This window comes from Mycobacterium sp. TH-M11, from assembly GCF_057473725.1.
This window is the reverse complement of sequence record NZ_JBYCLD010000273.1, coordinates 1-12,945: the sequence shown is the minus strand read 5'-3', so window position 1 is coordinate 12,945 and position 12,945 is coordinate 1. Positions and strand designations below refer to the sequence as shown.

Genomic DNA, 12,945 nt, shown 5'->3' with positions numbered 1-12,945 from the left:
GGGGACTCGTCGTATTCGCCGAACGCGTTGGGCAGGCCGGCGTTCGGGTAGCAGGAGACGAAGGTGTCCGCGATCCGCGACACCTCGGCGATGTAGGGCCGCATCTCCGGCGCGCCCAGCGCGCAGTTGAGGCCCACCGCCAGGGGTCTCGCGTGCCGGATCGCGTTCCAGAACGCTTCGGTGACCTGACCGGACAATGTCCGCCCCGACGCATCGGTGATGGTGCCCGAGATGATCAACGGCCAGCGGCGTCCGCGGTCCTCGAACAGCGTCTCGACGGCGAACACCGCGGCCTTGGCGTTCAGCGAGTCGAAGATGGTCTCGATGATGAGCAGGTCGGCACCGCCGTCGACCAGGCCGTTGGCGGATTCGAGGTAGGCAGCGACAAGCTGGTCGTAGGAGACATTGCGGGCCCCGGGGTCGTTGACGTCCGGCGAGATCGACGCCGTCCGCGTCGTCGGCCCCAGCGCCCCGGCGACGTAGCGGGGCTTGTCGGGGGTGCTGAACTCGTCCGCGGCCCTGCGGGCCAGGGCTGCGCCGGCGTAGTTCAGCTCGTAGCTGAGGTCCGACATGTCGTAGTCCGAGAGCGAGACCGCGTTCGCATTGAACGTGTTGGTCTCCAGGATGTCGGCGCCCGCCTCGAGGTACTCGCGGTGGATCCCCTCGATGATGTGCGGCTGCGTCAGGGTAAGCAGGTCGTTGTTGCCCACCAGGTCGCTCGGCCAATCCTTGAACCGCTCGCCGCGGTAGCCCGCCTCGTCCGGCCGGTCGCGCTGGATCGCCGTGCCCATCGCGCCGTCGATCACCATGATTCGCCGGCGCAGGGCAGCGGTCAGTTCGTCGGTGCAGTCGGGGCGGATATTCGGTTCGAAGACCTTCGGATCAGGGGCGCTCACGCATGCATTCCTTCCATAGCGGAAGGCGTCCTTGACTCTGCCGAGCGTGGCGGTAACCGGCAGAGGCCGGAGAACCGTTGCAACGCCTCTCGACGGTGAAAAGTCTACGTCGCCACCCGAGGTCTGGACGCCCAGCTCGACCCGACCCGCGCGGCGATCGCAGTGCCCGTGATCGCCGGCTCGCGGACCTTGTCGGCAATACCGTAGTTATCAGGTTAACAAGTGTGCCGCCGAACGTATTTCGTCACCACCCCGTCGGCGCCGGTTGTCGAGACCATCGAAACAAGAATGTTCCGGCTATGCAAAACAGCCGCTGCTCTGGGCGCCGCGAGCTTGATCACGCCGTACCCTGATTGCGTGACCTCGCCGGATGTCAGCTCCTCTTTCCCCGAACTGCACAACACGATCATCGTGGCTGCTTTCGAGGGCTGGAATGACGCGGGCGACGCAGCCAGCGATGCGCTCGGACACTTGGACGCCATCTGGGAAGCCGACCCGATCGTCGAGATCGACGACGAGGCCTACTACGACTATCAGGTGAACCGCCCCGTCATTCGCCAGGTCGACGGCGTGACGCGGGAATTGGTATGGCCGTCGATGCGGATTTCGCACTGCCGCCCACCGGGCGCCGAGCGCGACATCGTGCTGATGCACGGGGTCGAGCCCAACATGCGGTGGCGCACGTTCTGCGCCGAGTTGCTGGCGGTCGCCGACAAGCTGAACGTCGACACCGTGGTGATCTTGGGGGCGCTGCTCGCCGACACCCCGCACACCCGGCCGGTGCCCGTTTCCGGGGCGGCGTACTCCCCCGAGTCGGCGCGCCGCTTCGGTCTGCAGGAGACCCGGTACGAGGGGCCGACCGGCATCGCCGGGGTATTTCAGGACGCGTGCGTGATGGCCGGAATCCCGGCCGTCACGTTCTGGGCAGCGGTCCCGCACTATGTGTCGCAGCCGCCCAACCCCAAGGCCACCGTCGCACTGCTGCGCCGGGTCGAAGAAGTGCTCGACATCGAGGTGCCGCTGGCCGACCTGCCGGCCCAGGCCGAGGAGTGGGAGCAGGCGGTCACCGAGATGACCGCCGACGACGAGGAGATCGCCGAATACGTGCAGTCCCTGGAGGAGCGCGGCGACGCCGAAGTCGACATGACCGAAGTGCTGGGCAAGATCGACGGCGACGCCTTGGCCGCTGAGTTCGAACGCTATCTACGCCGCCGCCGACCGGGTTTCGGGCGTTAGCCGCTCCTGCCGATCACTGCGCGACCGTGCGCACAATGCCGGGCAACTTCGGCGTGTCGCGTACAGACACGCACGCTCGGGCGCTGTGCAGCGACCGCGCTTAGTCGCCCTTGCCGAGCGTGGTGTTGTAGGCGCTGGTGGACCGGCCGAGCGCCTTGACTTCCTCGTCCATCCGGGGCAGCAGCTCCGCCGCGATCTTGGCGACCGGCTTCTCGCCGACCGGCGTCGACAGCAACGGCTTCAACCAGCGGAAGTACCCCACCCAACCCGGGCAGTACACCCGGCGCTTGCGCTGCTCGATGCCCTCGACGAAGGCTGCCGCGCAGTCGTCCACCGAGGTGGTCTTGTTCAGCGGCCACGGCAGCTTGGACAGCAACTCGGTGAACGACGGCAGGTCGGCCTTGGTGTCGCGAACCAGCGGGGTGTCGATCCAGGACATATGCGCCGAGCCGACGGTGACGCCATGGCCGGCGACCTCGAGCCGCAATGCGCTGGCGAGATGCTCGACGCCCGCCTTCGACGCGTTGTAGGGCGTCAGCCCCGGGGAGGCGGCGAACGCCGCCAACGACGATACGACCAGCACATAACCCTTGGTCGCGATCACCGCGGGCAGCGTGGCCCGCACGGTGTGAAATACCCCGGTCAGGTTGACGTCGATGACCCGCTTGAACGCTTGGGGATCGACCTGCAAAAGCGATCCGTAACTGGCGATGCCGGCGTTGGCGACCACGACGTCGATACCGCCGAACTTCTCGACGGCTTGTTCGGCGGCCGACTCCATCGCGGCCAGGTTGCAGACGTCAGCGACCACGGTCAGCACGCGCTCGTCGCCGAGCTCGGCGGCGATGGCGGACAGCGCGGTCGCGTCCAGGTCGGTCAGCACCAGCTTGGCGCCCTTGGCATGCAGGCGGCGGGCCACCTCGGCCCCGATCCCGTGGGCTCCACCGGTGATGAATACGACTTGCGAGTTCACTGACGTCATGGCCGAAACCTACCCGCTACTGCCGCACAGAGGACAATTCCAGGCCGAGCAACGCATCGGTCAACGCGGCCACCGCCGACGGCGCCTCGGCGTCGTGGCCGCCGTACTCCAACGCATCGGTAGTCCAACCGTCCAGTGCGGCAAGCGCTTTGGGCGTGTCGAGGTCGTCGGCGAGATACTGGCGAACCCGCGCGATCAGGTCGGCCGCGTCCGGGCCGGCGGGTAGCGCCGCCGCGGCCCGCCAGCGCTGCAGCCTTACCTTTGCGTCGTCGAGCACCTGCGAGGTCCATTCGCGGTCGGCGCGGTAGTGCCCGGCCAACAGGCCCAACCGGATGACGGCTGGCTCGACGCCCTGCGCACGCAGTCCGGACACCAGCACCAAGTTGCCGCGGCTCTTGGACATTTTGTGGCCGTCCCAGCCGATCATGCCCGCGTGGACGTAGTGGCCGGCGAATCGCCTTTCGCCGCTGACGGATTCGGCATGCGCGGCGGTGAACTCGTGATGCGGAAACATCAGGTCGCTGCCGCCGCCTTGAATGTCAAGACCGGCACCGATACGACTGAGCGCGATCGCCGCACATTCGACATGCCAGCCGGGGCGACCGGCCCCGAACGGTGACGGCCAGTTGGGCTCGCCGGGCCGAGCAGCCCGCCACAGCAGCGCATCCAGTCGATCGGTTTTGCCCGCCCGGTCCGGATCGCCGCCGCGTTCGGCGAACAGCGTGAGCATGGTGTCGCGGTCGTAGCCGGCCTCGTACCCGAACTGCACGGTGGCATCCGCGCGGAAGTAGACGTCGGGAAATTCCGCGTCCTCTACGACGTAGGCAGCCCCGGAGGCCAGCATCTTCTCCACCAGCTCGACGACCTCGGCCACCGTGTCGGTGGCCGCGACGTATTCGCGCGGTGGCAGCACCCGCAACGCGGTCATATCCTCGCGGTACAAAGCGACCTCGCGGGCCGCCAGCTCGCGCCAGTCGATGCCGTCGCGCCCGGCCCGTTCGAACAAGGGGTCATCGACGTCGGTGACGTTCTGCACGTAGTGGACGTCGTGACCGAGGTCACGCCAGATCCGGTGGATCAGGTCAAACGCCAGATACGTCGCGGCGTGGCCGAGATGGGTGGCGTCATAGGGCGTGATGCCGCAGACGTACATGGTGGCCGTCGGACCGGCCGCCACCGGGCGCACTTGGCGATCGGCGCTGTCGTAGAGCCGCAACTCCGGGCCGCGTCCCGGCAGCGCTGGTACGGGTGCCGAGGGCCAGGACTGCATACCGTCGACTTTAAAGCGTCAATCAGCTCGCCAACCGGATGGCACCCAGTAGCAGGTCCGCAAGCTCGGTGCGACACATCAGGAAGTCGGGCAGATAGGGGTCGGGCCGGTTGTAGATCATCTCGGATCCGTCCAGGCGCGAAGCGTGCATGCCCGCGGCCAGAATCACGCCCGCCGGGGCGGCCGAATCCCACTCCCACTGCCCGCCGGCGTGAATGTAGGCATCGGCGTCACCGCGCACCACCGCCATCGCTTTAGCGCCGGCCGAGCCGATCGGGACGAATTCCACGTCGAGCTGACGGGCCAGGTGGTAGAGCACCGCCGGCGGACGGTGAGAGCTGGCCGTAATCCGGATCGGTCCGGACAGCGTTGCGGTGGGCGCGGTTACGACGTCACTGCGATGCAATTCCCCCATCGCGGGTAAGGCGACCGCGGCGTCGGTGATGGCCCCGTTGGGCCCGCCGTGGCGCTGCCACAGCGCGACGTGCACGGCCCAGTCGGCACGGCCCGCCCAGGAGAATTCGCGTGTCCCGTCCAGCGGGTCGACGATCCAGACCCGATCGCACTGCAACCGGTTCAAATCGTCGTGGGCTTCTTCGCTGAGCACCGCGTCACCCGGGCGCTCGGCACGTAGTCGCTTGAGCAGCAACGCGTTGGCTTGGCTGTCCCCCTCGTCGCCGAGCAGCCACGGGTGGTTGAATCCGACCCGCTCACGGACGGTCAGCAACAGCTTGCCCGCCTCTTCGGCGAGATCGGCGGCCAGTGCCGCGTCGCTGAGGGGCTCGGGGTTCACCGGTCCAGTATCGCTGACCGCCTCAGCGGTTCGTCACGATCCAGGTGTTGGTGAAGCGTTGCACCGCGCTGATCTCGTCGCCGAGCCGGCTGACGATGAAGTGCTCCACCTGACCACCCAGCAGGGGGATGTTCACCCGCACGGTGGTGCTGAACTCCAGCCGTGCACCGTGTTCCACCGGCAGCAACGACACCGTCCCGACCGCGGACACCGGCGCCCCGGGCACCTTCACCGTGATCGCGCCGCGCGCCGCGCCGTCACCGACCGGACGCCAGGTTTCGGTGCGCACCATCTCGAACTCGCCGGGAACCAAAGCGGTGACCACCCTGGGCAGCCGACTCGCGAAGAGGCTGACCGTCAAGGCCGCCGTCACGCGTCCGCCCGGCTCGACGGTCAGCCCATCGAGGGTCGCGGTGCCACCGTCGAAGGCAGCCAGCCTGGCCTGCCAGTAGCCCTCGTCAGCGAACGCCGCCAGGATTTCGCCGACCGCGACGGGCGCCTCGAGTGCCAGCGACAACGAGCGGGACATCGGCTAGAACGCCGGCCAGGGAATCGGGCGGTGCCGGTCCGGGCCGGGCATCACCGGGTGCGCGAGCAGCACACGGGCCCGCAGCCGCAGCGCGGCGACCTCCGCGCTGGTCAGGTGCTCGCACAGCGCATCCCCGAGCGAGTCGGCCAGCCCGTCGACCAGACACGACACCGCCTCCAATGTCTTGTCGTCGATTTTCTTGCCGGCCCATCCCCACAGCACGGTGCGGAGCTTGTCCTCGACGTGCAGGCTCACCCCGTGGTCGACGCCGTACACCTCCCCGCCGCGGCCGCGCAGCACGTGACCGCCCTTGCGGTCGGCGTTGTTGACCAGCACGTCGAACACCGCCATCCGCCACAGCCGGACGTCGTCGGCGTGGACCAGCTCGACCGGGTCGCCGGCGTAGTCGTAGGCGCGCAACACCGGCAGGTAGCCGCGCGGGCAGCGGTCGGCCGGCACCAGGTCGACCAGATCGAGCTCGGGCCCAGGCTCCGAGTCGGGTGTGTCACCGGGCTGGTCGACCCAGAGCTGCAACATCCCCGGGCCGGCCGGACCGTGTCGAATAATGGTGTAGGGCACGATATTCCAGCCCAGATGAGCCGACACCAGGTAGGCGGACAGTTCGCGGCCGGCCAGGGTGCCGTCGGGGAAATCCCACAGCGGCTGCTCGCCGGAGATCGGCTTGTAGACGCAGTGCACGGTGTGGCCGTCCAGCGTCGCCTCGCACAGAAACGTGGCATTGCTCGCGGCGCGGATGCGGCCCAGGACCGTCAACTCACCGGTGCGCAGGACCTCGCGATCGTCAGGCCTGCGCGTCATCGTCCGGCCCGAGCAGCGCACTGCGCCGGTAGCCGTTCGTTCGTGCGCAGATGTGGCCGTCCGCGTCCAGCGGCTCGTCGCATATCGGGCACGGCGGGCGGCCGGCGGAGATCACGGCGTTGGACCGGGTGGCGAACTCGCGGGCCGACTGCGGAGTCAGGAACACCCGCACGGCGTCGGGCCCCTCGTCGGTGTCGTCGAGAACGACGGACGCGTCGAACTCGGTGTCGGTGACGGCGAGTAGTTCGACGACCACGGTCTGGGCTTCAGAGTCCCAGCCCAATCCCATCGTGCCGACCCGGAATTCCGCGTCGACGGGAGTCACCAGCGGGCTGAGGTCTTCCACCGTGTCACTCTCGGGCGGAACCGGCGTGCCGAAGCGACGGTTGACTTCAACCAGCAGCGCGTCGATCCGTTCGGCGAGCACCGCTACTTGCTGCTTTTCCAGCACCACCGACACCACCCGGGCGTCGTGCACGGCCTGCAGGTAGAAGGTGCGGTTTCCGGGCTGCCCAACGGTCCCGGCGACGAATCGGTCGGGTGAGCGGAATACGTGGATCGCACGAGACATGACACTTCCAAAATACCGGCTGATGCAGCGGCGTAGTAAATCCAGGCGTGGGTCTAGGGTTCAGTCCGTCGACCCGCCGACCACCGCCTCGTCGACGGGTGGGTCGCCATCCGGCGCCGCAGACGGTGTCAGCGACGTCGTCAGGCTCACCCCGGTGTGGTTGGAGTGCAGCACAAACGGGCGCAGCCGCGTGTAGCGGATCACACTCACCGACGCCGGGTCGACCGAAATCCGCTGGAAGCCGTCCAGATGCACACCGAGCGCGTCGGCGACCACGGATTTGATGACATCGCCGTGCGTGCAGGCCAGCCACAGCACGTCGCCGCCGTGTTGCTCGGCCAATTGCGTGTCGTGCCCGCGCACCGCGGCGACGGCACGCGTCTGCACCTGGGCCAACCCCTCGCCGCCCGGAAAAACCGCCGCGCTGGGATGCGCCTGGACTACCGCCCACAGGGGCTCGGAGACCAGGTCGCCGAGTTTGCGGCCCGTCCACTCGCCGTAGTCGACTTCGGCGAGCCGATCCTCGATACTCACCTCGACACCGAGCGCGGCAGCCAGCGGCGCGACGGTCTGCCGGCACCGCACCAGCGGCGAACTCACCACCGCGCGGATCGGCAGCGCGCCCAACCGGTCGACCAAATCGGCAGCCTGCTGGCTGCCTTTGTCGTCGAGCTCAACACCTTCGGACCGCCCGGCCAGCGTGTGGGCCGTGTTGGCGGTGGATCGGCCGTGCCGCAGCAGGATGACCGTCATATGCGCCGCTCCTCAGCAATAGCGCCGCTCATGCGGCACGCGGTCCGGTCGCCGGCGGTCATACCGCGCTCACCACACCGGCGGACAGCAGAATCAGCACGCCGACGCCGGCCACCACCCGGTAGCCGACAAACCAATACATGCTGTGGCGCAACAGGAATCGCAAGAACCACGCCACCGCGGCCAAACCGACGACGAACGCGATCACCATCGACACCAACAGCTGCGGTCCCGTCGCGCTCATGCCCTCCAACACCGGGTGGAACGCGTCGGGTATCGAGAACAACCCTGACGCGAAGACCGCCGGAATCGCGAGCAGGAAGCCGAACCGGGCGGCCAATTCGCGCTCCAGGCCGAGGAACAGGCCGGCGCTGATCGTTGACCCGGACCGGGACACCCCGGGCACCAGCGCCAGCGTCTGAGCGACACCCACGGCGAGCGCGTCGCGCCACGTCAATTGTTCGACGTTGCGGCTCTGCCGCCCCAGTCGCTCGGCCAGGGCGATCACCGTGGAAAAAGCCACCAGCGCCGTTGCGATCACCCACAGGTTGCGCACGCCCGAGCGGATCTCGTCCTTGAAGAACAGCCCGAGCACGCAGATCGGGATCGTGCCGATGATGACATGCCAACCCAGGCGGTAATCGACCCCGCGATGGGCCGGGTTCGCCAGCCCGGTGAACCACGCCACGACGATCCGCGCTATGTCGCGGGCGAAGTACACCAAAACCGCTGCCTCGGTGCCTAATTGGGTCACCGCGGTGAACGAGGCACCGGCATCCCCGGCGAAAAAGACCCGGGACACGATCGCCAGGTGGCCCGAGGATGAGACCGGGAGGAACTCGGTGAGGCCCTGAACGATTGCCAACACGACAACCTGCAACCATGACATCGCCTGCACCGTATGCACGACGACGACCGTACCGGGTTAAGTCAAAGAGTCTTGCGGGTCTCAGTTGGACGCTTCGGCGAGCGCGACAGCATCCCGGACGGCGGCGCCCAGGCTGCGCTCGTCGGAGATGTCGACGTCGACCACATTGCGCCGCGCCGTGGCGACAACGTCTTCGGGCTGCGGCACCGGACCTTTGATCCGTGGCCGATACACCTCAACCAGCAACGTCTTGCCCTCGATGCAAAACGCAAAGCTCCGGCCGTCACCGACCTGCCCGAAGCCGCTGGCCAGGATTTTGGCGGGGAAGACCCCCAGCCACATGTCCTCGATAACAAAGTCGCCGTCTGAGAATTGACCATCTGCGGCAATGCTCATACCGCGACCATACCTCGCCGATTCATCGATCCTGGCCGACAGACCCGGAGTGGGTCGACCAACAATCTCTAGGATCGAACTGCCGGCGGACCACCCTGTCCCGCATGTGCGCCCCCGAACACCGGAGAGTCAGCTTGTGCCAGCAAACCGCAAAAGCGATGCACGGATGCGTCGGATAGCCGCCGTTGGCCTGCTGCTTTCCCTCCTCCTTACCCCTGCCTGCTCGAAGAAGGCCTTCGACGAACTCCCCGCCCGGATCGCGCCCGCCCAAGCAGCACCGTCTCCCCCGGTAACGCGGGTTCCCGCGGGGGTGGTCCACCCCCTGGACGCGCGAGCGCAGAGCGCGGTGTTCGACGGCCGGACCGGGCAGCTGGTGACCGTCGCCCCGGGGCCCGACGCCGCCGCGCCGTCGACACTGTCTTTGCTGGGCATTGAGCAGGGCTCGCCGCGGGTGATCTCGCTACCCGGCCCGGCGACCGGACTGACCGGCGACAACGCCGGTACCGGCTATCTGTCCACCCGCGGCGGATATTTCCTGGTCGACCTGGCCGCCGGACATGCCACGCGGGTCAGCCTCGGCGGCGCCGAGCACGTGGACTTCACCGCCATCACCCGGCGCGCCGACGGCACCGTGGTGCTGGGCACCGCTGACGGCGCGCTGTACTCCCATGTGCCCGGAGCGGCCGAGACCAATCGGACGCAGGTGCATGCACACGTTGATTCACTCGCCGTTCAGGGCAGTACCGTCGCCGTCCTGGATCGAGGACAGACGTCGATCGTCACGGTAGGAGCCGACGGGCGCATCGGGCAGTCGCTGCGCGCCGGTCAGGGGGCCACCACGATGGTGGCCGATCCGGCGGGCCGGCTGCTGGTCACCGACACCCGGGGCGGCCAGTTGCTGGTGTTCGGGGTCGACCCGCTGATCCTGCGTCAGGCGTACCCGATCGCGGACTCGCCCTACGGCGTCGTCGGATCGCGCGGGCTGGCTTGGGTGTCGCAGACCTCGGCGAATACTGTCGTTGGTTACGATCTGTCAACCGGAATCCCACTGGAGAAGGTACGGTACCCATCCGTGCGGCAACCCAACGCGCTGGCCTTCGACGATGCCGCGGGCACACTTTTTGTGGTCTCGGGCGCAGGCGATGGCGTCCAGGTGATCGAGCATGCGGCGACGGGCGCGCATTGACGGCGGCGCGGCAGGCCAGGATGCCGGTGGAGTGGACGACCGACCTGTCCGACGAATACGAGTGGGCCCCGTTGCGCCTGCCCCCGGAGATCACCCGGGTAAGCGCGTCGACCCGGCTGTCCATCGAAGCGGAATACCGCGGCTGGGAACTGACCCGGGTTCGGCTCTATACCGACGGGAGCAGACGAGTCTTGTTGCGCCGCAAGAAATCCCGTATGGAGACCGTGACCGGCCAGCCGGACCTGTGACAGTGCCCCCCGAGACTGCGCCGGCCTACGCAGCGCTGCGCCGCTTACTGTTCCTCGTTCCCGCAGAACGTGTCCATCGCATCGCGTTCGCCGGACTGCGCGGCGCCACCGCCGCCACCCCGATCCGGCGTCAACTGAGCCGTCGGCTGGCGCCGACCGACCCGCTGCTGGCCAGCACGGTGTTCGGCGTCCGCTTTCCCGGCCCGCTGGGCCTTGCCGCCGGCTTCGACAAAGACGGTGCCGGCCTCAACGCCTGGGGCGCACTGGGTTTCGGCTACGCCGAAGTTGGCACCGTGACCGCCCACGCGCAGCCGGGCAATCCGCAGCCCAGGCTGTTTCGGCTGCCCGACGACCGCGCGTTGCTCAACAGGATGGGCTTCAACAACCACGGCGCTGCCGCACTGGCCGCCAGGTTGACCAGCCACCGGTCCGACGTGCCGATCGGTGTCAACATCGGCAAAACCAAGACCACCGCAGCCCAGGATGCCGCGCAGGACTATCGCGCCAGCGCGCGACTGGTCGGACCGCACGCCGCGTATCTGGTGGTCAACGTGAGCTCACCGAATACCCCGGGACTGCGCGACTTGCAGACCGTCGAATCGCTGCGCGCGATCTTGTCTGCCGTGCTAGCCGAGACATCGACACCGGTGCTGGTGAAGATCGCCCCCGATCTGGCCGACACCGACATCGACGACATCGCCGACCTGGCAATCGAACTCGGCCTGGCCGGGATCGTCGCGACCAATACCACGGTGTCGCGCGAGGGCCTGCACACGCCGGGCGTCGAGCAACTCGGCAGCGGCGGCATCTCCGGGCCACCGCTGCGCGCCCGCGCCGGCGAGGTGCTCCGGCGGCTCTACGGCCGGGTCGGTGACCGGCAGACGCTGATCAGCGTCGGCGGCATCGAGACCGTCGACGACGCCTGGGACCGGATCACCGCGGGAGCGTCACTGCTGCAGGGCTATACCGGCTTCATCTACGGCGGAGGCCTGTGGGCCAAGCACATTCACGACGGCCTGGCTTTCCGGCTGCGGGAAGGCGGCTTTGGGTCGTTGAGCGACGCCGTGGGGTCCGCAGCCCGCTAATCGGGTTATTTCTGCTCGTAAGTCGCGTGGATCACCGCGCGCGCAATCGCGTGCTGAAAGAGATTGAAGCCCAGATACGCCGGGCTGGCATCCTCGGGCAGGTCGAGCTTGTCGACGTCGACCGCGTGCACCGCGACGTAGTACCGGTGCGGGCCGTGGCCCGCCGGCGGCGCAGCGCCGATGTAGCGACGCTGGCCGGCGTCGTTGACGAGCGTCAGCGCATCGCCGGGCAGGTTACTGCCGTCCCCGGCGCCGGCGGGCAGTTCGTGGACCGATGCAGGCAGGTCGGCCACCGCCCAGTGCCAGAAGCCCGACGCCGTCGGCGCATCCGGATCAAAGACGGTCACCGCGAAACTCTTTGTGCCGGAGGGAAATCCGGACCAGGACAGCTGCGGGCTGACATCCTCGCCGCCAGCGCCCATGATGCCGCTGACTTGCGGTTTCGCCAGAGCCTGCCCATCGACGAACGACGCCGACTCCAGCGCAAAGGTCGGCAACTTGGGCAGTGCGGCGTACGGATCGGGTGATGTGGTCATAATTGGAGTCCCCTCTCGAGTTATCGGCTAGCAGTGCATCAGAAAGTGTGCGAGCACCTCGGTGCCGAACTTCAACGCGTCAACGGGTACCCGTTCGTCGATGCCGTGGAACAAGGCCGCGAAATCCAGGTCGGGCGGCAGCCGCAACGGCGCAAATCCGAAGCAGCGAATCCCCAAGCGTTCGAAAGCTTTCGCGTCGGTTCCACCGGAAAGCATGTACGGCACGGTCCGGGCGTCGGGGTCGACGGCCAGCAGCGCCGCGTTCATGGCATCGACCAGGTCACCGTCGAATGTCGTCTCATACGACGGGAGGCTGGTCACCCATTCGCGCGTCACGTCGGGCCCGATCAACTCGTCGACCTCGGCCTCGAATGCCGCGAGACGGCCGGGCAGCACCCGGCAATCCACGATCGCTTCGGCGGTGGCGGGCACCACGTTCGTCTTGTACCCAGCCTTGAGCATGGTCGGATTGGCGGTGTCGCGCAGCGTGGCCTTCACGATCCGCGCGATTGGCCCGAGTTTTTCAACGGCCCCGTCCAGGTCGGGCGAATCGGTGTCGAAGGTCAACCCGGTCTCTTCGCCGACCGCGGTCAGGAATTGGACGACGCTGTCGGTCGCCACCACCGGAAAGACGTGACGCCCCAGCCTCGCGACCGCCTCGGCGAGCGTGGTTACTGCGTTGTGGTCATGGACCATCGAGCCGTGGCCCGGTCGACCGTGCGCGGTCAACCGCATCCAGTGCATGCTCTTCTCCGCGGTCTCGATCAGGTAGAGCCG

The 12,945-nt window shown here is 67.8% G+C and carries 16 protein-coding genes; 4 read left to right on the top strand and 12 right to left on the bottom strand.

The window, feature by feature from the left end; genetic code table 11:
- Window positions 1–896, bottom strand: an 896-nt coding sequence (locus AC2VOG_RS11220) for a homocysteine S-methyltransferase family protein (RefSeq protein WP_486939970.1), incomplete at its 3' end; no start/stop codon positions are given.
- A 357-nt stretch (window positions 897–1,253) separates the two neighbouring features.
- On the opposite strand from AC2VOG_RS11220, the gene AC2VOG_RS11215 reads away from it, so the two are divergent.
- On the top strand, window positions 1,254–2,132 hold the full coding sequence (locus AC2VOG_RS11215) for a PAC2 family protein (RefSeq protein ID WP_486939969.1): 879 nt from the start codon (window positions 1,254–1,256) through the stop codon (window positions 2,130–2,132).
- Between the two features lie 100 nt (window positions 2,133–2,232).
- Here AC2VOG_RS11215 and AC2VOG_RS11210 read toward each other — a convergent pair whose 3' ends face one another.
- From AC2VOG_RS11210 to AC2VOG_RS11170, 9 genes are read right to left on the bottom strand one after another with little or no spacing between them, the layout of a single operon-like run.
- Window positions 2,233–3,114 (bottom strand): SDR family oxidoreductase, encoded by an 882-nt coding sequence (locus tag AC2VOG_RS11210; protein ID WP_486939968.1) that lies wholly within the window; start codon window positions 3,112–3,114, stop codon window positions 2,233–2,235.
- 16 nt (window positions 3,115–3,130) lie between these two features.
- Window positions 3,131–4,384 carry a cysteine--1-D-myo-inosityl 2-amino-2-deoxy-alpha-D-glucopyranoside ligase gene (gene mshC / locus AC2VOG_RS11205; RefSeq protein WP_486939967.1) on the bottom strand — a complete coding sequence of 418 codons (1,254 nt, stop codon included), beginning with the start codon at window positions 4,382–4,384 and terminating at the stop codon, window positions 3,131–3,133.
- A 22-nt stretch (window positions 4,385–4,406) separates the two neighbouring features.
- On the bottom strand, window positions 4,407–5,177 hold the full coding sequence (locus tag AC2VOG_RS11200; RefSeq protein WP_486939966.1) for a 3'(2'),5'-bisphosphate nucleotidase CysQ: 771 nt from the start codon (window positions 5,175–5,177) through the stop codon (window positions 4,407–4,409).
- 22 nt (window positions 5,178–5,199) lie between these two features.
- The gene (locus tag AC2VOG_RS11195) at window positions 5,200–5,706 is read right to left on the bottom strand and encodes a DUF2505 domain-containing protein (RefSeq protein ID WP_486939965.1); all 507 of its coding nucleotides are present in this window, start codon (window positions 5,704–5,706) and stop codon (window positions 5,200–5,202) included.
- A gap of 3 nt (window positions 5,707–5,709) precedes the next feature.
- Window positions 5,710–6,525, bottom strand: a complete 816-nt coding sequence (locus AC2VOG_RS11190) for an SCO1664 family protein (RefSeq protein ID WP_486939964.1) — start codon at window positions 6,523–6,525, stop codon at window positions 5,710–5,712.
- Entirely contained in the window at window positions 6,509–7,096 is a 588-nt protein-coding gene (locus AC2VOG_RS11185) for a DUF3090 domain-containing protein (protein ID WP_486939963.1), read from the bottom strand. Before AC2VOG_RS11185 ends, AC2VOG_RS11190 begins: the two co-directional genes overlap by 17 nt.
- 60 nt (window positions 7,097–7,156) lie before the next feature.
- Window positions 7,157–7,849, bottom strand: coding sequence for a histidine phosphatase family protein (locus AC2VOG_RS11180; protein ID WP_486939962.1), 693 nt, complete (start codon window positions 7,847–7,849; stop codon window positions 7,157–7,159).
- A gap of 58 nt (window positions 7,850–7,907) precedes the next feature.
- Window positions 7,908–8,738, bottom strand: coding sequence for an undecaprenyl-diphosphate phosphatase (locus AC2VOG_RS11175; protein ID WP_486939961.1), 831 nt, complete (start codon window positions 8,736–8,738; stop codon window positions 7,908–7,910).
- Between the two features lie 60 nt (window positions 8,739–8,798).
- Window positions 8,799–9,113: a hypothetical protein gene (locus AC2VOG_RS11170; RefSeq protein WP_486939960.1), complete on the bottom strand. Its 315-nt coding sequence runs from the start codon at window positions 9,111–9,113 to the stop codon at window positions 8,799–8,801.
- Window positions 9,114–9,279: 166 nt separating this feature from the next.
- Here AC2VOG_RS11170 and AC2VOG_RS11165 point away from each other — a divergent pair, with 166 nt between their 5' ends.
- Genes AC2VOG_RS11165 through AC2VOG_RS11155 form a run of 3 tightly spaced genes read left to right on the top strand, consistent with a single transcriptional unit; the run spans window position 9,280 to window position 11,632 of the window.
- Complete coding sequence (locus AC2VOG_RS11165) at window positions 9,280–10,299, top strand: YncE family protein (protein ID WP_486939959.1); 1,020 nt, start codon at window positions 9,280–9,282, stop codon at window positions 10,297–10,299.
- Window positions 10,296–10,547 carry a DUF5703 family protein gene (locus AC2VOG_RS11160; protein WP_486939958.1) on the top strand — a complete coding sequence of 84 codons (252 nt, stop codon included), beginning with the start codon at window positions 10,296–10,298 and terminating at the stop codon, window positions 10,545–10,547. The genes AC2VOG_RS11165 and AC2VOG_RS11160 overlap by 4 nt, the downstream gene beginning before the upstream one ends.
- Window positions 10,548–10,549: 2 nt before the next feature.
- Window positions 10,550–11,632: a quinone-dependent dihydroorotate dehydrogenase gene (locus AC2VOG_RS11155; protein ID WP_486939957.1), complete on the top strand. Its 1,083-nt coding sequence runs from the start codon at window positions 10,550–10,552 to the stop codon at window positions 11,630–11,632.
- A gap of 5 nt (window positions 11,633–11,637) precedes the next feature.
- Here AC2VOG_RS11155 and AC2VOG_RS11150 read toward each other — a convergent pair whose 3' ends face one another.
- Window positions 11,638–12,168 carry a YbhB/YbcL family Raf kinase inhibitor-like protein gene (locus tag AC2VOG_RS11150; protein WP_486939956.1) on the bottom strand — a complete coding sequence of 177 codons (531 nt, stop codon included), beginning with the start codon at window positions 12,166–12,168 and terminating at the stop codon, window positions 11,638–11,640.
- Window positions 12,169–12,195: 27 nt separating this feature from the next.
- Window positions 12,196–12,945: M20/M25/M40 family metallo-hydrolase (locus AC2VOG_RS11145; protein WP_486939955.1), on the bottom strand; the 750-nt coding region annotated here is incomplete at its 5' end.